Annotated in this window: 22 protein-coding genes; 20 read left to right on the forward strand and 2 right to left on the reverse strand. The window is 42.2% G+C overall.

What is annotated here, in order from left to right:
* The first annotated feature begins 1 nt into the window (after position 1).
* The gene (pyrF, locus tag V5M37_RS09110; protein ID WP_423801656.1) at positions 2-718 is read left to right on the forward strand and encodes an orotidine-5'-phosphate decarboxylase; all 717 of its coding nucleotides are present in this window, start codon (positions 2-4) and stop codon (positions 716-718) included.
* Positions 715-1347, forward strand: a complete 633-nt coding sequence (pyrE, locus tag V5M37_RS09115) for an orotate phosphoribosyltransferase (RefSeq protein WP_423801657.1) — start codon at positions 715-717, stop codon at positions 1345-1347. The genes pyrF and pyrE overlap by 4 nt, the downstream gene beginning before the upstream one ends.
* 191 nt (positions 1348-1538) lie before the next feature.
* Here the strand turns inward: pyrE and V5M37_RS09120 are convergent, their stop codons facing one another.
* Positions 1539-3248, reverse strand: a complete 1710-nt coding sequence (locus V5M37_RS09120; protein WP_423801658.1) for an Rqc2 family fibronectin-binding protein — start codon at positions 3246-3248, stop codon at positions 1539-1541.
* A gap of 221 nt (positions 3249-3469) precedes the next feature.
* On the opposite strand from V5M37_RS09120, the gene V5M37_RS09125 reads away from it, so the two are divergent.
* The 17 genes from V5M37_RS09125 (at position 3470) to spoVM (ending at position 21227) form a co-directional block, all read left to right on the forward strand.
* A complete protein-coding gene (locus V5M37_RS09125; protein WP_423801659.1) occupies positions 3470-6148 on the forward strand; it encodes a calcium-translocating P-type ATPase, SERCA-type in 2679 nt (892 codons plus the stop codon).
* 95 nt (positions 6149-6243) lie between these two features.
* Positions 6244-7119, forward strand: a complete 876-nt coding sequence (locus tag V5M37_RS09130; protein WP_423801660.1) for a YicC/YloC family endoribonuclease — start codon at positions 6244-6246, stop codon at positions 7117-7119.
* 60 nt (positions 7120-7179) lie between these two features.
* On the forward strand, positions 7180-7443 hold the full coding sequence (gene remA / locus V5M37_RS09135) for an extracellular matrix/biofilm regulator RemA (protein WP_213116381.1): 264 nt from the start codon (positions 7180-7182) through the stop codon (positions 7441-7443).
* Positions 7444-7455: 12 nt separating this feature from the next.
* Positions 7456-8070, forward strand: a complete 615-nt coding sequence (gmk, locus tag V5M37_RS09140; protein WP_213140809.1) for a guanylate kinase — start codon at positions 7456-7458, stop codon at positions 8068-8070.
* Position 8071: 1 nt separating this feature from the next.
* On the forward strand, positions 8072-8290 hold the full coding sequence (gene rpoZ / locus V5M37_RS09145) for a DNA-directed RNA polymerase subunit omega (RefSeq protein ID WP_423801661.1): 219 nt from the start codon (positions 8072-8074) through the stop codon (positions 8288-8290).
* 154 nt (positions 8291-8444) lie between these two features.
* On the forward strand, positions 8445-9659 hold the full coding sequence (gene coaBC, locus V5M37_RS09150; protein WP_423801662.1) for a bifunctional phosphopantothenoylcysteine decarboxylase/phosphopantothenate--cysteine ligase CoaBC: 1215 nt from the start codon (positions 8445-8447) through the stop codon (positions 9657-9659).
* Positions 9656-12067 carry a primosomal protein N' gene (gene priA, locus V5M37_RS09155; protein WP_423801663.1) on the forward strand — a complete coding sequence of 804 codons (2412 nt, stop codon included), beginning with the start codon at positions 9656-9658 and terminating at the stop codon, positions 12065-12067. Before coaBC ends, priA begins: the two co-directional genes overlap by 4 nt.
* Before the next feature lie 88 nt (positions 12068-12155).
* A complete protein-coding gene (gene def, locus V5M37_RS09160) occupies positions 12156-12641 on the forward strand; it encodes a peptide deformylase (protein WP_423801664.1) in 486 nt (161 codons plus the stop codon).
* Entirely contained in the window at positions 12638-13582 is a 945-nt protein-coding gene (fmt, locus tag V5M37_RS09165; RefSeq protein WP_423801665.1) for a methionyl-tRNA formyltransferase, read from the forward strand. The genes def and fmt overlap by 4 nt, the downstream gene beginning before the upstream one ends.
* Before the next feature lies 1 nt (position 13583).
* Positions 13584-14936 (forward strand): 16S rRNA (cytosine(967)-C(5))-methyltransferase RsmB, encoded by a 1353-nt coding sequence (rsmB, locus tag V5M37_RS09170; RefSeq protein ID WP_423801666.1) that lies wholly within the window; start codon positions 13584-13586, stop codon positions 14934-14936.
* A gap of 3 nt (positions 14937-14939) precedes the next feature.
* On the forward strand, positions 14940-16028 hold the full coding sequence (gene rlmN, locus V5M37_RS09175; protein ID WP_423801667.1) for a 23S rRNA (adenine(2503)-C(2))-methyltransferase RlmN: 1089 nt from the start codon (positions 14940-14942) through the stop codon (positions 16026-16028).
* Between the two features lie 4 nt (positions 16029-16032).
* Positions 16033-16785 (forward strand): Stp1/IreP family PP2C-type Ser/Thr phosphatase, encoded by a 753-nt coding sequence (locus V5M37_RS09180; RefSeq protein ID WP_423801668.1) that lies wholly within the window; start codon positions 16033-16035, stop codon positions 16783-16785.
* Entirely contained in the window at positions 16785-18767 is a 1983-nt protein-coding gene (pknB, locus tag V5M37_RS09185) for a Stk1 family PASTA domain-containing Ser/Thr kinase (protein ID WP_423801669.1), read from the forward strand. Before V5M37_RS09180 ends, pknB begins: the two co-directional genes overlap by 1 nt.
* Before the next feature lie 37 nt (positions 18768-18804).
* The gene (gene rsgA / locus V5M37_RS09190) at positions 18805-19686 is read left to right on the forward strand and encodes a ribosome small subunit-dependent GTPase A (RefSeq protein ID WP_423801670.1); all 882 of its coding nucleotides are present in this window, start codon (positions 18805-18807) and stop codon (positions 19684-19686) included.
* 2 nt (positions 19687-19688) lie between these two features.
* Entirely contained in the window at positions 19689-20333 is a 645-nt protein-coding gene (gene rpe, locus V5M37_RS09195; RefSeq protein ID WP_423801671.1) for a ribulose-phosphate 3-epimerase, read from the forward strand.
* Between the two features lie 48 nt (positions 20334-20381).
* Positions 20382-21032 carry a thiamine diphosphokinase gene (locus V5M37_RS09200; protein WP_423801672.1) on the forward strand — a complete coding sequence of 217 codons (651 nt, stop codon included), beginning with the start codon at positions 20382-20384 and terminating at the stop codon, positions 21030-21032.
* Between the two features lie 111 nt (positions 21033-21143).
* On the forward strand, positions 21144-21227 hold the full coding sequence (spoVM, locus tag V5M37_RS09205) for a stage V sporulation protein SpoVM (protein ID WP_042356285.1): 84 nt from the start codon (positions 21144-21146) through the stop codon (positions 21225-21227).
* 144 nt (positions 21228-21371) lie between these two features.
* On the opposite strand, the gene rpmB is transcribed toward spoVM, so the two are convergent.
* Positions 21372-21560, reverse strand: coding sequence for a 50S ribosomal protein L28 (rpmB, locus tag V5M37_RS09210; RefSeq protein ID WP_007087786.1), 189 nt, complete (start codon positions 21558-21560; stop codon positions 21372-21374).
* Between the two features lie 286 nt (positions 21561-21846).
* Between rpmB and V5M37_RS09215 the strand changes: the two genes are divergently transcribed.
* Complete coding sequence (locus V5M37_RS09215) at positions 21847-22209, forward strand: Asp23/Gls24 family envelope stress response protein (RefSeq protein WP_213116367.1); 363 nt, start codon at positions 21847-21849, stop codon at positions 22207-22209.
* Positions 22210-22217 lie beyond the last annotated feature (8 nt).

The following is a 22217-nucleotide window of genomic DNA, read 5'->3' on the forward strand; positions in this document are numbered from 1 at the left end:
GATGAACAACTCGCTTATCATCGCGCTTGATTTTGCTAATGCGGCTGAAGTAGATCAATTTTTACAACCATTTGCCGGCAAAGAGCTTTTTGTTAAAGTGGGAATGGAGCTTTTTTACCAAGAAGGGCCTTCGATCATTCACCGTTTAAAGGAATCAGGTCACCGCATTTTCCTAGATTTGAAGCTTCATGATATACCAAATACTGTTTACAGTGCGATGAAGGGGCTTGCCCGCATGAACTGTGACCTTGTCAATGTTCATGCTGCAGGCGGAAAAGAAATGATGGCAGCAGCGTTAGAGGGACTGGAGGCTGGTTCTGCTTCCGGAAAGAAAAGGCCGTATTGCATTGCCGTTACCCAGCTGACAAGTACATCGGAAGAGCAAATGAGGAGAGAGCAGTTGATTGGGGTTTCGCTTGAGGAATCGGTACTGCACTATGCTTCCCTGACAAAGAAAGCAGGACTAGACGGAGTCGTTTGTTCAGCATGGGAAGCAGCGTCCATCCGTGAAAAGATTGGCGCTGACTTTTTGTCCGTATGTCCGGGAATCCGGCTTTCTTCGGATTCTGTTGGGGATCAAAAACGGGTAGCAACACCAGAATTTGCGAGACAAGCAGGGGTCAGTGCAATTGTTGTCGGGCGTTCGATCACAAGGTCGGCTGATCCTCTTAAAAGCTATGAACACTGGATGGAAGCATGGAAGGGAGTACATCAATGAAACACACTATTGCTGAAAAATTACTAGACATTAACGCGGTGGGATTAAGCCCGCAAAATCCATTTACTTGGACTTCAGGGCTTCGTTCCCCCATTTATTGTGACAATCGGCTTACCTTATCCTATCCGGCCGTCCGCAGGGCTATTGCCAATGGGCTGCAAAAACTAATCGCCGAGAATTTTCCTGGTACTGAAGTGGTGGCGGGAACAGCAACTGCCGGTATTCCTCACGCTGCCTGGGTCAGCGAGCTGATGGATTTGCCGATGTGCTATGTCCGCTCTAAAGCAAAGGGCCATGGCAAAGGGAATCAGATTGAAGGAAAAGTCGAGCAGGGACAAAAAGTGGTTGTGGTTGAAGATTTAATCTCCACCGGCGGAAGTGTCATCACAGCTGTAGAGGCTCTTAGAGAAGCAGGCTGTGAAGTACTTGGGGTCGTATCCATTTTTACATACGGTCTTGAAAAAGGTAAAGAAGCATTTGCAGCGGAAGGAATTACAAGTTACTCCTTGACTGATTTTCCTTCACTAGTTGAGACGGCCATTGAAAAAGGTTATATCAGCCAGGATGATCAAGAAAGTCTGCTTGCATGGAGTAAGAATCCTGGCGAGTGGAGCAAGCGGTTCGAGTAATATATATAGAATTTGAAGAATTGTCGATATATTGCTGTGATTTGTAGATATAACCTGAAAATTTGTCGATATAATTTAAATTTGTGTCGATATATCACGGAAAAGTGTCGATAACCATTATCAACAAGCTATTTCGTTAATCAATCATAAAAAAGCCCCGGGCCGCCCCGGGGCTTTACACATTAATAGCTCTATTTCTTTAATTTCAGTACCATTTCCTCATCCGGCGTCACGTAAACCGTCTGCTGATGGTCATAAATGACAAATCCGGGCTTAGCACCGCTAGGCTTTTTGACGTGTCGCACCTTTGTAAAATCAACCGGAACTGAACTGGAATTTTTCGCCTTGCTAAAATAGGCTGCCAGCATTGCGGCTTCGTGAATGGTCCCTTCAGATGGTTCCTTACTGCGAATAACGACATGCGAACCGGGAATGTCCTTTGTATGCAGCCAAATTTCATCCCTTGCCGCCAGCTTATTAGTCAGATAGTCATTTTGTTTATTATTTTTTCCAACGATAATTTCAGTTCCATCTGAGGACTGATAGAAATCAAGAACCGGCTTGGCGTTTTGCACTTTTTTGCCGTTCCGTTTCTTACGGTCGCGAATATATCCGCCCTCCACAAGCTCATCGCGAATCTCCTGCAAATCTCTTGGGGAAGCAGACTGGACCTGCTGCAGAAGGCTGTCAAAATAAGCTGCTTCAACGCGCGCCTTTTCAATCTGTTCGATGACAATCGAAACCGCGTTTTTCGCTTTCTGATACTTGGAGAAATATTTTTGCGCGTTATCAGAAGGAGATTTCCGAGGGTCAAGTGGGATGACGACCGTTCCGCCATTTTCATCATAATAATCAAGAACCTCGATTTCTTTCATTCCCTTTTTGGCGGCATAAAGATTGGCTGTTAACAATTCCCCGTAACGCTGATACTCATCGGCTTTTTCCGCTTCCTTTAGGGTTGCTTCCAGTTTATCTATTTTCTTTTCATTTTTTTCTTTTTCATTCGTAATAAGCTTCTCAATATCATTCCCTTGCTGTTTGACCCTGTCCCTTTCCGCCTTGCCAAAATAATAACGCTCCAACAATTCGCTAAGGCTGGAAAAACTCTTCACTTCACCTTTTAGGTGGTCAAGCGGGAACAGATAAAAGGCTTCCTTTTCGGGAGTAGTGATGATCGAAGGTGAGATCGTCCCTGACTGAATTTGTTTAATCAGGCTTAAAAATGTCTCGGGAACTGTTGTTCGATTGGCAAGTCCACTTTGAAAAATGACCTCCTTCGCAAACAGCGGCGAGATGCCGGCGAAATGCTCGACGAGCTGGCGGTCCAGCCGACCAGTATTAAAATCGATTCCCCTTAAAACATCCTCTTCATTAGCTAGAAACGGATTTTGCTTGTTTTGCTCCGGCGGGAACACATACGGCTGCCCAGGCAGGATGGCCCTATGACTGTTAACAGCAAACGACACATGTTTGATACTATCCAAAATAATATTCCGGGTTTTATCAACTAAGATGATATTACTGTGCCTGCCCATAATTTCAATAATTAACTGCTTATAACTGATATCGCCAATTTCATTCCGGCCTTTGATTTCAAAAATAATCATTCGGTCGGTTTCAACTTGATATAAATCCTCTAAAATATGACCCTCAATATGCTTCCTTAGCAGCATACAAAACATTGGCGGCTCACTAGGGTTTTCGTGGGTTTCGGTGGTAAGCTGTGCCCTGGCATAGCTCGGATGGGCAGATAAAAGCAGTCTGTGATTAACCCCTCCAGCACGAATCGTTAAAATAATTTCATTTTTATAAGGCTGATGAACTTTATTAATCCGCCCGCCTTTTAGGGCACGGGAAAGTTCATGACTAATCGCGTTTGTAAATAAACCATCAAATGACATGGTGAACATCCTTTTCTATTAACAATAGTTTTCTATATAAGTATAACCTTTCAATTGAGAATCTGTCTTTTATCATAGCATTTTTTTGGACGACCCTGAATAAGCTGTCTATAGAGTTTCTTGCTTGAGAGTGCAAATGCATTGGCTGCAACTATTTTTTAATGCAGAGATTCACAGGCTTGTCATTAGAATTAGAGCTAAGGGGGAAGTGAGATGGTCGGATGAAGTTCCATGAGATGGAGATAAAACAAGTTGAAAAGGCTCTAGAAACCGACTTTTCATCTGGATTATCAGCAGAGGAAGTGAAAAAAAGGGTAAAGCAATATGGTTTAAATGAGCTAGAAGAAGGGGAGAAGCAATCGGCTTTACTCTTATTTTTTAGCCAATTTAAAGATTTCATGGTATTGGTGCTCCTTGCAGCAACGTTAATATCGGGGCTGCTTGGTGAATATATCGATGCAATCGCGATCATTGCCATTGTCATTATCAATGGATTTCTTGGCTTCTTCCAAGAACGGAGAGCGGAAAAGTCACTTCAGGCATTAAAGGAGTTATCTGCTCCGCAGGTCTCAGTGCTAAGAGATGGAGTATGGATTAAGATTCCGTCAAAGGAAATCGTCGTGGGCGATATTTTAAAATTTACAAGCGGAGACCGGATTGGTGCGGATGTTCGTCTGATTGAATCGAAAAGTTTGGAAATCGAGGAATCAGCGCTGACTGGTGAATCGGTGCCCGTTTCGAAAATTACGGAAAAGCTGACGAATGAAAATCCGGGCATTGGCGATATGGAAAATACAGCCTTTATGGGAACGATGGTAACAAGAGGCAACGGTGTGGGTGTAGCCATTGCTACCGGTATGAAAACAGCGATGGGTCAGATTGCCGGACTTTTGCAAACAGCAGAATCCCAAGAAACACCGCTGCAGCGGAGGCTCGAACAGTTAGGGAAAATTCTAATTACAGTGGCACTTCTTCTGACCTTTCTAGTAGTAGTGGTTGGTGTGATTCAGGGACATGATATTTATACAATGTTTTTGGCAGGCGTTTCCTTAGCAGTAGCGGCAATACCTGAGGGTCTGCCGGCAATCGTGACGGTAGCTTTATCCTTGGGTGTCCAAAAAATGATCAAGCAAAAGGCGATTGTCCGTAAACTGCCAGCAGTTGAAACCCTCGGCTGTGCATCAGTCATTTGTTCCGATAAAACGGGAACCATGACACAAAACAAAATGACGGTAACCCATCTCTGGAGCGGCGGCCAAACATGGACAGTTGACGGTGGCGGCTATCAGCCAAAGGGTGATTTTTTCCGGAATGAAAAGAAGGTTCACCCTAAGGATGAAAAAGCCTTGCAGCAAATGCTGATTTTTGGGATGCTATGCAACCATTCTGAGATAAACCTTAAAGGTGAGGACTATATTCTTGACGGTGATCCAACGGAAGGCGCGCTTTTGGTAAGTGCCATGAAGGCAGGTTTTAGTCGTCCGAAGCTACTTGAGGAATTTACCATTATGAATGAATTTCCTTTCGATTCCTCAAGAAAAATGATGAGCATCCATGTAAAAGACAAACAGGGCAGACATTTTATCATCACAAAAGGGGCCCCGGATGTTATTTTGGGAATCAGTGAATCGATTCTTTGGGATGGGAGAACCCAATATTTAAATAAGGAAACAAACCAAAAGGTTCAATCCGCAATTGACAATCTGGCATCACAGGCATTAAGGACGATTGCGATTGCCTTTAAGCCAATTCCTGCGAATACGTACATTTTCAGCGAAAAAGAAGCTGAAAGCAAATTGACCTTTATTGGTGTCCAAGGGATGATTGACCCGCCAAGACCTGAAGTGAAATTAGCCGTTAAAGAGTGTAAAGAGGCAGGCATAAAAACTGTCATGATTACCGGCGACCATGCCATCACTGCTAAAGCAATTGCAGCTCAGCTTGGGATCTTAACGAGTAAAAGCAAGGTGCTTGACGGTAAGCAATTATCTGAAATGTCGGTTGAGGATTTAGAAAATGTGGTGGAAGATGTTTCGGTTTTTGCCAGGGTATCACCAGAACATAAACTGAAAATTGTTAAAGCCCTTCAGAACAGAGGTCATATTGTAGCGATGACAGGGGATGGCGTCAATGATGCTCCTGCCATCAAAGCCGCAGACATTGGGGTAGCCATGGGTATCACCGGAACGGATGTAGCTAAAGAGGCATCGGCACTCGTTTTACTAGACGATAATTTTGCAACCATTAAAGCAGCCATCAAAGAGGGCAGAAATATTTATGAAAATATCCGCAAGTTCGTCCGTTACTTGTTAGCTTCAAACGTCGGTGAAATTTTGGTGATGTTGTTTGCCATGCTTCTTGGTCTTCCTTTGCCGCTCGTGCCAATCCAGATTCTTTGGGTGAACCTGGTGACAGATGGACTGCCGGCGATGGCACTTGGACTTGATCGCCCGGAGGAAAACGTTATGAAACGTGGGCCGAGAAGTCCTAATGAAGGAGTATTCTCACGTGGACTTGGCTGGAAGGTAGTCTCCCGCGGCTTTTTAATCGGACTGGTGACGCTTTTTGCCTTCATGATTGTCTATCATAATGACCCATCACAGCTGCAATATGCTCAGACAGTTGCTTTTGCCACCCTTGTTATGGCTCAGCTGATCCATGTCTTCGATTGCCGCAGTGAGAAATCTGTCCTGTCAAGAAACCCTTTTGGTAACCAATACCTTGTATGGGCAGTTATATCATCATTGCTAATGGTGTTAGTAGTAATCTACTATCCGCCGTTGCAGCCGATCTTCCACACCCTTCCAATCGCTGCAAAGGATTGGCTGTTGATTATCGGATTATCCTCCATCCCAACTTTTTTACTAGCAGGCTCATTTTTATTAAGAAAAACGAAATAAAGTGTGTTATAATCCAAAAGGTAATAGAATCCATTCTATTACCTTTTGGATTTTTTGGCTTATAGCATAAATTCAAAGAATGGATGTGCGCCTAGATGGTTGTAAGTATGACAGGCTTTGGAAGAGGCCGGGCAGAATCGGATTTCTTTATCGTGAATGCCGAAGTGAAATCGGTTAATCATCGCTTTACTGAAATAAATATTCGAATGCCAAGACAGCTATTAAAAATAGAAGATAAAATTAAGAAGAAGCTGAATCAGTATATCCGCCGTGGCCGGTCGGAGGTATATATCAACATTGAAGGTGCAGGTCTAATTACTCGAAAACTTCAAGTTGATTGGAAATTGATTGATGAATATTATCAGTTTATCGAACAGGCAAAGAGCAGATATGGATTTGAAGGAAAAGTAACCCTTCAGGATTTGCTCCTTCGTGCAGACCTATTACATATTGAAGAAAATGAAGCCGGTAATGAAGAACTTGAAAATTTAGTGCTATCCGCTACTGAGGAAGCAGTCATCCTGTTGAAACAAATGAGGCTCGCGGAAGGTGCGGTTTTAAAGAAAGACTTGCTCGCCATTATTGCCCAGTTGGAAACCCATGTAAAGGAGCTGCAAAATTATGCGCCTGAAGTGGTTCAGCTATACAAGGACCGAGTCTTAAAGAGAATGCAGGAGTTTACCGGCGGTCAGGTGGACGAGACAAGGCTTTTGACAGAAGTGGCTGTTTTTGCCGAAAAAGCCGATATAAATGAAGAGATTACCAGATTGACAAGCCATCTGGAGCAGTTTGTGCAAACATTAAATGAAGCTGAACCGATTGGGAGAAAACTTGATTTTATCGTTCAGGAGATGAATCGAGAGGTCAATACCATCGGGTCAAAAGCAAATGATGCAAAAATTGCCAAGAAGGCAGTTGAGATGAAAAGCTTGCTTGAGAAACTGAAGGAGCAGGTTCAAAATATCGAATAGGATTTGTTTAGAAATGCATTGACACGGTCAAAATATATTATTAATGATTGGATGATTTTCATGGCAATTAAATTAATTAATATTGGTTTTGGTAATATTGTATCGGCAAATCGAATTATTTCTATCGTAAGTCCCGAATCAGCTCCTATAAAAAGAATTATCCAAGATGCCCGGGACCGCGGGTCATTAATCGATGCTACATATGGAAGACGGACTCGTGCTGTTATTGTAATGGATAGTGATCATGTTATTCTTTCCGCCGTTCAGCCTGAGACAGTAGCGCACCGCTTAACGGACCGTGAGGATACTATTGAAGAAGGGTAGGATTTTAGTAATATGCCAGAAAAAGGATTGTTAATTGTACTTTCCGGTCCATCAGGGGTTGGTAAAGGAACTGTACGAAAAGAGATTTTTTCACAGCCTGATACGGCTTTTGAATATTCTATTTCAGTTACAACCCGAAAGCCTCGTGCTGGAGAAGTGGATGGAGTGGATTATTTTTTCCGAACCCGCGAAGAGTTTGAGGAAATGATCAGGCACGGCAAGCTGCTTGAGTATGCTGAATTTGTTGGTAACTATTATGGCACGCCAGTGGATTACGTCCGGCAAACCCTAGATGAAGGCAAGGATGTTTTCCTTGAGATAGAGGTCAAGGGTGCCCGCCAAGTTCGTGAAAAATTCCCTGAAGGTTTATTTATTTTTCTGATGCCGCCAAGTCTATCGGAATTAAAAAACCGAATTGTGACAAGAGGAACGGAAACAGAAGATATTATTCATAATCGGATGCTGACAGCCCGTGAAGAAATTGAAATGATGGAATTATATGATTATGTTGTTGAGAATGACCAAGTGGAACTCGCCTGCGAACGCATTAAAGCGATTGTAGTTGCGGAGCATTGCCGCAGGGAACGAGTAGAAAAACGTTATAAAAAATTGCTGGAGGTTGATTAGGATGTTATACCCTTCTATCGATTCATTGCTGGAAAAAATTGACTCAAAATATTCGTTGGTATCCGTGGCAGCAAAGCGTGCCCGTGCCATGTCGCAGGCAAAAGACGAAAGACTGCCAAAATACGTTTCCTACAAATATGTTGGAAAAGCACTTGAAGAAATTTACAGTGGCGAGCTAACCTACCGCATTTCCAAAAAAGCAGATAACTCTGCTGAATAATTGTAGAAAACCATTTAATGAAGGCTTGACATAACAGTCAGCCTTTTTATTTTTTATAATAGAATTTTGTCGAATTCAAATAGTAAAAGGTGAAAAATAAGTAAAATTAAATCATAATAGAGGAAAAAGTGTTTACGTAAAGCGGGGGAAAAGTATGTTAACCAATAAAAAAATATTATTATGCGTAACAGGTGGAATTGCTGTTTACAAAGCAGCGGCCTTGACAAGCAAACTCGTTCAAGCCGGTGCCCAAGTTAAGGTTATAATTACCGAATCAGCCAGCCAATTCGTAACCCCATTAACCTTCCAAGCACTTTCACGCCATGAAGTTTATACAGATACATTTGATGAAAAAAATCCGCAGGTCATTGCCCATATCGACTTAGCCGACTGGGCCGATTTGATCCTCGTGGCACCAGCCACAGCTAATACGATTGCCAAACTGGCGGGCGGGATTGCTGATAATATGGTCACGACTACGCTGCTCGCAACAACGGCACCTGTCTGGATTGCACCAGCCATGAACGTTCATATGTATGACCACCCAGCGGTTAAAAAGAATCTTGACATTTTAGCGGACTACGGATATCGGTTCATCGAACCAAGCGAAGGCTATCTTGCCTGCGGCTATGTTGGCAAAGGACGCTTAGAAGAACCTGAGAAAATTGTTGAATTAATTCAAGGTTTTTTTGCCAAAAAGGAAAATAAACCACTTAAAGGGAAAACAGTCGTAATTACGGCTGGACCGACAAGGGAAAAAATTGACCCTGTCCGTTTTATATCCAATCATTCAAGTGGAAAAATGGGTTATTCCATCGCAGAAGAAGCCAGGAAGCAAGGGGCCCGTGTGGTATTGATTTCCGGTCCGGTACAAATACCCGCTCCCTCTGGTGTTGACCTAGTCAAGGTGGAGAGCGCGGAAGATATGTATAACGCCTGTATAGAAGTTTTTGATAAGTCGGATATTGTGATAAAAACAGCGGCTGTTGCTGATTACCGTCCCAAAATTGCTTATGATGAAAAGGTGAAAAAACAGCCTGGCGGCACATCGTTAGAGCTTGAACGGACAAAGGATATATTGTTTGAACTTGGCCAAAGAAAGAAAAATCAGGTGCTGATTGGTTTTGCGGCGGAAACAAATAATGTCGATGAATATGCCCGAAAAAAATTGTTAACAAAAAATGCCGATATGATTGTCGCAAACAATGTGAAGGCCGAGGGAGCAGGATTTGGCACAGATACAAACATCGTCACCCTATACAAACGTGACGGCTCAATTGTTGAATTGCCTTTAATGTCTAAAGTGGACGTCGCTGGGAAAATTATTGAAGAAATTGCCGTGCTTCTAAAGGATTTGGAGAAAAAATGAAAATTGCCAGTGTCATTGTAGACGTGCCGGCGAAACAAACAGATAAACCATTTGATTATCTAATTCCATCCCAATGGGAGGAGACGATTCAACCGGGAATGAGAGTCGTCGTTCCGTTTGGCCCGCGTCATATTCAAGGGTTTGTTATTGAGGTGAAGCGTGAGTCCGAATTCAAACAGTTAAGAGAAATTATTGAACCGATGGACCTTGAGCCGGTTTTGAATCAGGAATTATTAAAGCTTGGAACTTGGCTGACAGACCATACCCTATGCTTTAAGATTTTTGCCTTTCAGGTCATGCTTCCCGCGGCTTTAAAAGCTAAGTACGAAAAAAAGGTTAAACTTGCTCCTGGAGCGGCCGCCGTAGATTTGCCAATGCCGCTCCAGCCATACTTTGCTAACAGCAACACGTTCAGTTGGGAGATAGCATTAAAAAATGGCCTTGTTCCCTATCTGCAGCGGGCTTCGGCCGAAGGGCTTCTTGAGGTCTTATATGAAGTCAAGGAAAAGGTTAGGAGAAAACTTGTCCATGTGATTGGTCCCAATCTTGGTGTTCAGGACTTGAAGCTAGAGCTGGAGAGATTGCCTGGAAATGCAGAAAAGCAGAAGCAAGTGCTGGCGTATTTTATAGAACACGACAGCGAAATTGAATTGCGTCAATTAACCGAGAAAATTAAAGCCTCCTCGACCACAGTCAAAGCCCTAGTTGAAAAGAAATTGCTTTGGGAAGCGGAAAAAGAAGTCTACCGGGACCCATATGAAAACCGCACCTTTGAACGAACCAGCCCGCTGCCCTTAACAGAGGCCCAAACCACCGCCATTAAACCGATTCTTGATTCGATTGAAGGTAATCAACATGAGGTATTTCTGCTTTATGGGGTTACTGGCAGCGGTAAAACAGAAATTTACCTGCAATCCATTCAGGAGGTCATTGCAAAAGGCAAGGAAGCAATTGTCCTTGTTCCCGAGATTGCTCTTACACCGCAGATGGTCAATCGGTTTAAAGGAAGATTCGGTGACCAGGTTGCGGTGCTCCACAGCGGTTTATCGGCCGGTGAAAAGTACGATGAATGGCGGAAAATCCAGCGGAAACAAGTTAAGGTAGCGGTTGGTGCAAGATCCGCTATCTTTGCCCCGTTTGAAAATATCGGCATTATCATTATCGATGAAGAGCATGAGACAAGTTATAAACAGGAGGAAATGCCGCGCTATCATGCTAAAGATGTGGCGATTGAAAGAGCGAAAACCTATTCTTGTCCGGTTGTGTTAGGCAGTGCCACTCCGTCTTTAGAATCGTTTGCGAGAGCGCAAAAGAAGGTTTACCATCTTTTGTCCTTGCCGACACGAATGAATAATCAAGCATTGCCGTCCGTGGAAATTATTGATATGCGTGAAGAGCTACGCGCCGGGAACCGTTCCATGTTTTCCACGAAACTTTTTGAAATGCTTAAGGACAGGCTCGAAAAAAACCAGCAGTCCGTTTTATTTTTAAATAAACGCGGACATTCTTCGTTTGTCATGTGCAGGGATTGCGGCTATGTTGTCAGTTGTCCTAACTGTGACATCTCGCTTACCTACCATCGAGCCGGAGTTCAAATGAAATGTCACTATTGCGGTTTTGAAAGCCCGGTTCCGAAGATATGCCCTGAGTGTTCAAGCGAATATATCCGCTACTTTGGAACAGGGACGCAAAAGGTTGAGGACGAACTTGGAAAAATTTTGCCCGAGGCCAGGGTCATTCGGATGGATGTGGACACAACAGGCCGTAAAGGTTCACATGAAAGATTGCTGAAGGAGTTTCAGGACGGCAAAGCGGATATTTTATTGGGAACACAAATGATTGCAAAAGGGCTGGACTTCCCTAATATTACTCTTGTAGGTGTGCTTTCAGCTGATACGATGCTTCATTTGCCTGACTTCCGGTCATCAGAAAAAACCTTTCAATTATTAACACAGGTAAGCGGCCGGGCTGGGCGTCATCAGCTCCCCGGAGAGGTAATTATTCAAACCTATACTCCGGAACACTACAGCATCGAGCTGGCCGGAACACAGAACTATGACCTTTTTTATCAGCGGGAAATGTTTGTCCGGAAAATGCACCATTATCCGCCTTTTTATTTTCTTGCTCTTATTACGGTCAGTCATGAGCAGTTGATGACAGTCATGTCCGCGACAGAGAAAATTGCCCGTTTCTTGAGATCACAGGTTTCTAATCAGGCGGTTGTTCTTGGCCCCTCAGTCTCGCCAATCGCAAGGATTAATAATAGATATCGCTATCAATGTCTGATAAAATACAAGCGGGAACCGAACCTGACAAAAACATTGAAAACAATCATTGATCAGCATCAAAATGAAGCGAAAAACGGACTTCTTGTGTCCGTTGACGTAAATCCGTTTATCCTGATGTAATCTGGGTGAAAATGATTATAAAAGCTGCAGCGCCTAGGCGCTGCAGCTAGAGAATAAACAAGTTAATAAGCTTATTGGAGGAACCGTTTTGGCGATACGTAAAATTGTAAACTACCCTGCGGAGATACTGGAAACAAAATGCCAAGAGGTAGTAAGGTTTGATAAAAAACTGGCAAAAATGCTAGAAGATATGTATGACACCATGATTGAATTTGATGGGGTAGGACTTGCCGCTCCGCAAATTGGTGTAGACGCCCGCGTGGCGATCGTCGACATTGATGATGAATCAGGAACAATCGAAATGATAAATCCGCGTATTCTCGAAACAGCCGGAGAACAAACAGGACCCGAGGGCTGTTTAAGCTTTCCCAATTTGTTTGGGGAAGTATCAAGACCAAATTTCGTGAAAATTGAGGCCTTGGACCGAAAAGGCAGAAAATATATAGTGGAGGCTGAAGGGTTCCTGGCACGGGCTATTCAGCATGAAATCGACCATTTAGACGGGATATTGTTTACTTCAAAGGTATTGCGATATCTTGAGGAAGATGAGTTAAAAGGAGAAGAGGCTGAATGACGAAAATTGTTTTTATGGGTACACCTGATTTTTCAGTGCCTATTTTGCGACAAATCATTGAAGATGGTTACGAGGTAATTGGCGTGGTAACCCAGCCAGACAGGCCTGTCGGTAGAAAAAAGGTTTTAACGCCGCCTCCCGTTAAGGTAGAAGCGGTAAAGCAGGGGATCCCAGTCTTGCAGCCCGAAAAAATTCGTCATTCAGAAGAACTCAGTAAAATCCTCGCTTTGAAGCCGGACTTAATTGTAACGGCAGCCTTTGGTCAAATTTTACCAAAGGAGCTGCTGGATGCCCCGAAATTTGGCTGTATCAATGTCCATGCTTCCTTGCTTCCGGAATTACGCGGCGGAGCGCCAATCCACTATGCTATTATGCAGGGAAAAAAGAAAACAGGCGTTACCATCATGTATATGGTCGAGAAATTAGATGCCGGTGATATGCTATCAAAAGTGGAAGTTTCAATTGCCGAAGATGATAACGTTGGTACACTTCACGAAAAACTTAGTGCGGCAGGTGCCAAACTACTTTCTGAAACGTTGCCTAGGCTTCTCGAGGGCAAAGTAAACCCAGTGCCTCAGAATGACAGCGAGGCGACCTTTGCTCCCAATATTAAGCGAGATCAGGAAAAAATCAATTGGGCCAAAACAGGCGCTGAAATATATAATCAAATTCGCGGCTTAAATCCATGGCCTGTTGCTTTTACGATGTTAGATGGCCAGGTGCTAAAAATTTGGCAAGCGGAGAAAATTAAAAATGCCAAGCAAAACGTACCCGGGACAATCATCAACATTGAGCCGGACGGCTTAACGGTCAGCACCGGAGATGATACGGCGATTAAAATCATCGAACTGCAGCCATCCGGAAAAACAAAAATGGCCAGTGAGCAATTTTTACGGGGAGCGGGTTCGAAAATTGCAACAGGCAGTAAATTAGGAGAATAAAATGACAACCAAAGCGAGAACGAATGTACGGGAAGCGGCAATGGACCTTCTTGTTACAATAGAAAAAAATCAATCCTACAGCAATCTGCTGCTTAATCATGCAATCAATAATAATCAAATCTCTCAAAAAGATATCGGCTTATTAACGGAATTAACCTATGGAACGTTACAAAGAAGAATGGCCTTAGATTTCTTTCTCAAGCCTTTTATAAAAGACCATAAAAAATTGGCGGATTGGATTATTCATTTACTTAGACTTACTGTTTATCAAATGGTTTATCTTGACCGAATTCCTGATCGTGCTGCTATATATGAAGCAGTAGAAATTGCCAAAAAACGCGGGCATAAAGGAATTGCAGGTTTGGTGAATGGCGTACTTAGAAGCATTCAAAGAGAAGGACTTCCATCTTTAAATGACGTTTCTGACCCAATTGAAAGATTATCACTGGAAACGAGTCACCCATTATGGCTTGTGGGCCGCTGGGTCAGCCAATTTGGCTATGATAAAACAAAAGAAATGTGTGAGATCAATCTGACGGCACCGATGCAAATTGCCAGAGTCAATCTCACCAAGATGTCTCGAGATGAATGTGCCCAGGTGCTGGAAGAAGAGGGGTTTGAAATTGAAAAAAGCCCGATTATTCCAGAGGCGATTAGATCGTTAAGGGGAAATCTGGCTAATAGCATTGCCTTTAAATATGGAATGTTCACAATCCAAGATGAAAGTTCGATGCTTGTAGCCTATGCATTAGGCGCTGAAAAAAATGAATTTGTCCTTGATGCTTGTGCAGCCCCTGGAGGTAAAAGCACGCATATTGCTGAAAAGATGCAAAATACTGGCGAAGTGATTTCCGTTGACCTTCACCAGCACAAAGTAAGATTAATCAATGAAAATGCCCGCCGATTAGGGTTATCAAATATAAAGACAAATGTCTCTGATTCAAGATTGCTGCAGGAAAAGTTCAAGCAGGAATCATTTCATCACATTCTGCTTGATGCACCATGCTCAGGGCTTGGGGTGATGAGAAGAAAGCCTGATATGAAGTATACCAAGACCGAAAAGGATTTAGAGCGTTTAAGCAGTATTCAACAAAGTCTATTAACATCGGTTGCACCTTTACTGAAAAAAGGCGGCACCCTTGTATATAGTACCTGTACAGTAGATAAAGAGGAAAATGAATATACAGTAAAGACATTTTTAGATAACAATCCGGAGTTTGAGGGAGATTTATCACTCAAAAACAGGATGCCAGAAGCGATTCAACCGCTCATTACCGGATTTGATTTACAAATATTCCCACAAGATTTTGGGTCAGACGGCTTTTATATAGCCGCTTTAAAAAGGAAGGTGTAACGATTGGAACAACTAAATACAGCAGAGAAAAATACAGCATTGGACAAAAAGAAATCGATTTACTCACTTGAGCTTCAAGATTTAAAGGAATGGCTGAAAGAGAATGGCGAAAAACCATTCAGAGCCGAGCAAATTTTTGACTGGCTTTATAAAAAACGGGTCACTACTTTTGAGGATATGAACAATTTATCCAAAGAATTAAGAGAGAAACTGGCCGCCGCGTTTCAGATTACTACCTTAAATACGGTTATTCAGCAAACATCCTCGGATGGAACCATCAAATTTCTCTTTGAGCTTCATGATGGATATTCCATTGAGACAGTTTTAATGCGTCACGATTATGGAAACTCAGTTTGTGTAACGACTCAGGTTGGCTGCAGGATTGGCTGTACTTTTTGTGCTTCCACTCTTGGCGGCTTAAAAAGACATTTAGAAGCTGGTGAAATCGTTGCGCAGGTTGTCAAGGTCCAGCAAGCTCTTGATGAATCAGATGAACGCGTCAGTTCCGTTGTCATTATGGGGATTGGTGAGCCATTTGATAATTACGATAATATGCTGTCGTTTCTAAAAATTATCAATCATGAAAAGGCGTTAAATATCGGGGCGCGTCATATCACTGTTTCAACAAGCGGTATTATCCCGAAAATCTATCAATTTGCTGATGAAAATATGCAAATTAATTTTGCCATTTCCCTGCATGCTCCTAATACGGAATTAAGGTCAAGGTTAATGCCGATTAATAAAGCTTTTAAACTTGATGACTTAATGAAAGCAGTGCGGTATTATATCGATAAGACAGGCAGAAGAATAAGTTTTGAGTATGGCCTCTTTGGCGGCGTTAACGATTCAGTTGAGCATGCCGAGGAATTGGCAGAACTAATAAAAGGGCTAAAATGCCATGTGAATCTGATACCTGTTAACTACGTTCCGGAAAGAGATTACGTCCGCACGCCTAGAGAAAAGATTTTTGCTTTTGAGAAGACGCTAAAAACGCGTGGTATAAATGTAACCATTCGCCGGGAGCACGGCCATGATATTGATGCCGCATGCGGGCAGCTTCGTGCAAAGGAGCGAAAAGAGGAGACGATGTAAAGGTATGAAAGAAGTATTTCAAACAGACCGAGGGAAAGTGCGTCTTCACAATGAGGATGCCGGGGGAGTTTTTATTAACCTTGACGGGGACCGCCTTGCCATTGTAGCAGATGGGATGGGCGGCCACCGTGCGGGTGATGTAGCAAGTGAAATGAGCGTATCGCATTTAAAACAAGAATGGGAAAAAACCAAAGGAATTAAAGATGCCGAGACGGCCGAAACGTGGCTCGAGGAGCAAATTAAAAAGGTAAATGAAATTCTTTTTGACCATGCCTTAAGCCATACGGAATGTGACGGGATGGGGACGACGATTGTCGCTGCTATCGCCACGAGTTTGTTTGCAACAATGGCAAATATAGGCGACAGCCGCGGTTATATTCTGAATGAATCTGGTTTTAAGCAAATTACCGAAGACCATTCCCTTGTTAATGAATTAGTCAGAACCGGGCAAATTTCCAAAGAAGATGCAGAGCATCATCCTCGTAAAAATGTATTACTGAGGGCATTGGGGACTGAAAAAACAGTCGAAATGGATATTAAAACAATCACTTTCGAAGAAGGCGATTTACTCCTTTTATGTTCTGACGGTCTTTCCAATAAAGTCAGTGAAACAAGGATGAAAGATACGCTGTTAAGCAGTGGCCTTCTGGAGGAAAAAGCGAAAACCCTTATCTCACTTGCAAATGAAAATGGCGGAGAAGACAACATTACATTGGCTATAGTAGAGTTTCTGGAAGCCCGTGAGGGTGGTATGTAATGTTGATTGGTAAAAGACTAAGCGGCCGCTATAAAATCATTGATATGATCGGCGGAGGCGGCATGGCCAACGTTTACCTTGCCCATGATATGATCCTTGACCGGGACGTTGCGGTTAAAATGCTCCGGCTTGATTTTGCAAATGATGAAGAGTTTATTCGGAGGTTCCATCGAGAAGCACAATCTGCTACAAGCCTTGCACATCCAAACATTGTCAATATATTTGATGTCGGCGAAGAAGACGATTTATATTATATCGTTATGGAATTTGTAGATGGAAATACACTGAAACAATACATACAGCAAAATTCTCCTCTTAAGGTGGAAGAGGCAATTGAAATTATGAAGCAATTGACCTCGGCGATTTCTCATGCTCATCATAACCATATCATTCACCGGGATATTAAACCGCATAATATTTTGGTAGACCATGATGGGAATGTTAAAATTACGGATTTTGGTATTGCCATGGCTTTAAGTGCCACTAGTATTACGCAGACTAATTCAGTTCTTGGGTCTGTCCATTATTTATCGCCCGAGCAGGCCCGGGGCGGTATGGCCAATCGAAAGTCAGATATATATTCACTGGGGATTGTTATGTTCGAATTATTGACCGGCAGACTTCCTTTTTCCGGAGAATCTGCTGTATCAATTGCCCTTAAGCATTTGCAATCCGAAACTCCGTCCGTCAGAAGATGGAATCCAAACATTCCGCAGAGTGTAGAAAATATCGTCTTAAAAGCGACAGCGAAAGATCCATTTCATCGCTATAATAGCGTCGATGAAATGGAGGAGGATTTACGGACAGCGCTTGATCCGGATCGACTGTTTGAACCAAAATTCATCATACCGATTGATGATGAAGCGACAAAGGCCATCCCGATTATTACAAATGATAAGCCATTAAAAAACCTAGATGAGACAATTGTTCACACCAGTGAAAAAAACACTGGCGGTTCGGGTGGCACTTCTGATTTGAAACAAGGAAAAGGGGCAAATAAAAAGCGAAGAAAATGGCCAATCGTTCTTACTTCTCTTTTAGTTTTGCTGGTTTTGCTTGGACTATCCGCCTATTTTGTTCCGGGATTAATTTCTGCAAAGGATGTCAAAATTCCTGATGTCAGCGGAATGAAGGAAGATGATGCGATTTCAAAATTAAGACAACAGGGACTGACTATTGATAAGAGAATTAAACTAACTGATGATGAAATCGAAAAAGGCAGTGTTATTAAAACGAATCCTGAAGCGGCTACAGTCGTTAAAGAAAAATCAAAGGTAACACTTTATATAAGTACAGGAAAAGAAAAATATGAACTATCCGATTATGTGGGCCGGCAATATGATGATGTTGTCCGTTTGTTAGATAATCAGAATTTTAAAGATATAAAGAAGACTGAGAAATACGATGACAGCGAGCCAGGAACAATTCTCAGCCAAAATCCTTCCGGGGGGGAAAAGGTGGTTCCAGAGGATACTGTTTTGGAATTTGAAGTTAGTAAGGGCCCGGAAAAAATTGTATTAATGGATCTAACACAATATAGTGTAAAAGCTGCACAGGATTATGCGGCATCGGTCGGTTTAACGTTAGATGCTTCTGAGGAACAATATAATGAAACCATTCCAAGGGGTATGATCATTTCGCAAGAACCTAAACAAGGGACTCAGCTTCAAAAAGGTGATAAAGTCAGCGTGATTGTCTCTAAAGGAAAAGAAGAAAAACCCCCAAGGGAAATAACGAAAGAAATTACCATTGATTACGAACCTCCTTTACCAGGCCAGCCTGGACAAAAACAAGAGGTAAGGATTTATATTGATGATATGAATCACAATATGAGTGTACCTGCGGATGTCTTCTCTATTACAGAAACAACAACTAGGCAAATTAAATTGATTATTGTGGAAGGTAAAAAAGCCAGCTATCAGGTGTTTCGTGATTCTAAAGTCATTGCAGAAGAAACTATTAATTACAACGACGTAGAATAACCTTTTTAAATTAAATCTTTTTACAAGGAGGGCTGCTATGCCTGAAGGGAAAATTGTAAAAGCATTGAGCGGTTTTTATTATGTTCTTTACAATGATAACTTAATTCAGTGCCGCGGAAGAGGAGTGTTTCGGAAAAATAAAATCACTCCCCTTGTGGGGGATGAAGTTGTTTTTCAAGCGGAAAATGACCAAGAAGGGTACATTTTGGAAGTGAAGGAACGCAAAAATGAATTGGTTCGCCCGCCAATTGCGAATGTCGACTTGGCGATTTTGGTTTTTTCCGCTGTCGAACCTGAATTTAGCACCGTACTCTTGGATCGTTTCCTTGTTCTGGTCGAATTTAATCAAATTGAGCCGATTATTTGTATTACCAAAATGGACCTAACAAATGATGAGGAGCAGCAGAAGATTTCAGAATATGCCGCGCACTATCAGGCCGCCGGTTATGAAGTGATTATGACATCTTCCGAGACGGAAACAGGCATTGAATTATTGCATCCACATCTCGAGGATAAAATATCTGTTTTTGCCGGCCAATCAGGGGTTGGCAAATCATCTTTGTTGAATGTACTAAGACCAGACTTGGAATTGAAAACAAATGATATCTCCACCCATTTGGGAAGGGGAAAGCATACAACAAGACATGTTGAACTGATAAAAGTCGGCAATGGATTATTAGCGGATACACCGGGATTTAGCTCTTTGGATTTCACGGATATCGAAGCAGAGGATTTAACCTCCTGTTTTCCGGAAATCTTAAGGGCAAGTGAAAATTGCAAATTTCGCGGCTGCCTTCATCTGAGCGAACCGAAATGCGGTGTTAAACAGGCAGTGGAATCTGGGGAGATTCCAACGTATCGTTACGACCATTATGTCGATTTCCTTCAGGAAATTAAAGATAGAAAGCCGAGGTACTAGTTATGGTAAAAATCGCCCCATCCATTCTTTCAGCTGATTTTGCAAAATTAGGGGAAGAAATCATAGCAGTTGAAAAAGGGGGAGCAGATTACATTCATGTAGATGTGATGGATGGTCATTTTGTCCCGAATATCACAATTGGTCCGCTTATCGTCGAAGCCATTCGTCCGGTAACCAATCTGCCGCTGGATGTTCATTTAATGATTGAAAACCCGGACCAATATATTGAAGCCTTTGCGAAAGCAGGTGCGGATTATATTACGGTCCATGTCGAAGCATGCCGTCACCTGCACCGCACGATTCAAAACATTAAATCCTTTGGTGTAAAGGCCGGGGTTGTCTTAAATCCTGCCACACCTGTCGAGTCAATCCAACATATTATCGGGGATATCGATATGGTGCTGTTAATGTCTGTAAATCCCGGATTTGGCGGGCAAAAATTTATTCCTGAGGTGCTGCCGAAAATCAAGAAAGTAAAACAAATGGCAGTGGAAAAAGGAGTAGAAATTGAAATTGAAATTGATGGCGGTGTCAATCCGGAAACAGCAAAGCTATGTATAGAGGCCGGCGCAAATGTCCTTGTCGCCGGATCGGCCATTTATAATCAAGCGGATTATGCGAAGGCCATTTCGCATATAAGAGGGTAAAAAAAGTCGGCTTAACGCCGGCTTTTTGTTTATCAAAAAGGAGCTCAGATGATGATTATTAATATACTCGCCGGAGGTCCGGAGGATCTTCTGCCCGATTTAACGGAATATATCGAAGAGGATGCAATATGGGTGGGTGTTGACCGCGGCGTATTTCATTTGATATCGAGAAGCATTACACCAGCAATTGCCTTTGGCGATTTTGATTCCGTGACAAAAGCGGAATTAGCGGTTATCGAAGATAAGGTTACTAAATTAAAAAAATTTATTCCTGAAAAAGATGAAACCGATATGGAGTTAGCTTTAAACTGGGCATTAAAGCAACAGCCAGAGAAAATCCAACTGTTTGGTGCCACAGGGGGAAGGCTTGACCATTTACTGGCGAATGTCCAGCTGTTAATTCATCCGCTAAACGCCAAAACTGAAACGGAAATTTTTCTGATTGACCGTTACAATATTGCTTTTTTAAAAGGGCCAGGCACATATACACTCAAGAAAAGATGGGATAAAAAATATATTTCTTTTGTGCCATTAACCCTAGATGTTTTCGGGATTACTCTGGATGGGTTCAAATATCCTTTGAAGAACCGTCATATTTCCCTCGGATCCACACTATGTATAAGTAATGAACTTATTAGCGATTATGGTACTTTTTCATTTTCGGAAGGCATATTATTAGTGATAAGAAGCCATGATTAAAAGCCTCGAAAATTCGGTACTGATTTTGTTCGTTTGAATAAAATGGTAAGGGCGTACGGATTTAGGGTAAAGAATAAAATGTTAGACGTGAGATTTGTGAGGAGGGACAGTATGAAATTTTATACAATTAAACTGCCGAGATTTTTAGGTGGAATTGTCCGAGCGATGATTGGCGTGTTTAATAAAAAAGAATAGGAAAAAGGCCTCATTCCTAAAAAAGGGCTCATTACCTTTCATAAACCTAAAGCACCCATTCGAATAAAATGGGTGCTTTTTATTTTCATTAATTAGGACAAAATAAAAGAAAATGAGGCTGTCACATGACAGCCTCACTAAAAATTATACGCGTTCTACTTTACCGGATCTTAACGCTCTTGCAGAAACCCAAACACGCTTTGGTTTTCCATCAACAAGGATACGTACTTTTTGTAGGTTAGCACCCCATGTACGCTTGTTAGCGTTCATAGCGTGAGAACGGGCGTTACCAGTAGTGGTTTTCTTTCCAGTTACTACACATTTGCGCGGCATTAAATTTCCCTCCTTAACACGAAAAGCTTAACCAGTATTCTTTAAGATACTAATCATATAGAAAAATGGCATAGCCAAATTTTCTGTCTTGAGATACCTTAATAATTTATCACACAACCATTATGAATGCAATAGCTTAGTTAAATGGTTTCAAGAAAAAAACCTTGACATTACCCTGAAATAAATGCTGTTATAGTAAACGTACTAGGAATGACTTTCAATATTTAAGCTACTATAGTAAAATGACTGTAGTTAAGGAGCAATTTTTCAGGAGGGGGAACGATTCATGTCCATTGAATTGAAAACGAAGTACGGACAAATTGATATTTCAAATGAAGTAATCGCAACCATTGCCGGAGGAGCAGCGGTAGAATGCTATGGAATTGTCGGCATGGCCTCTAAAAATCAGATCAAAGATGGCATAACTGAAATTCTTAGAAGAGAAAATTTCACCCGCGGTGTCATTGTCCGCCAGGAAAATGAAGCGTTACATATTGATATGTATATTATTGTCAGCTATGGAACCAAGATTTCTGAAATTGCTCACAACGTGCAATCAAAGGTTAAGTACACCCTTGATAAGACAGTTGGACTTGCCGTTGATTCGGTTAATATTTTCGTTCAGGGAGTTCGTGTGACGAACCCGTAGTAAGGAGT

Origin of the sequence: Neobacillus sp. SAB-20_R2A, from assembly GCF_049568635.1 — a bacterium.
GTDB classification, from domain to species: domain Bacteria; phylum Bacillota; class Bacilli; order Bacillales; family Cytobacillaceae; genus Neobacillus; species Neobacillus citreus.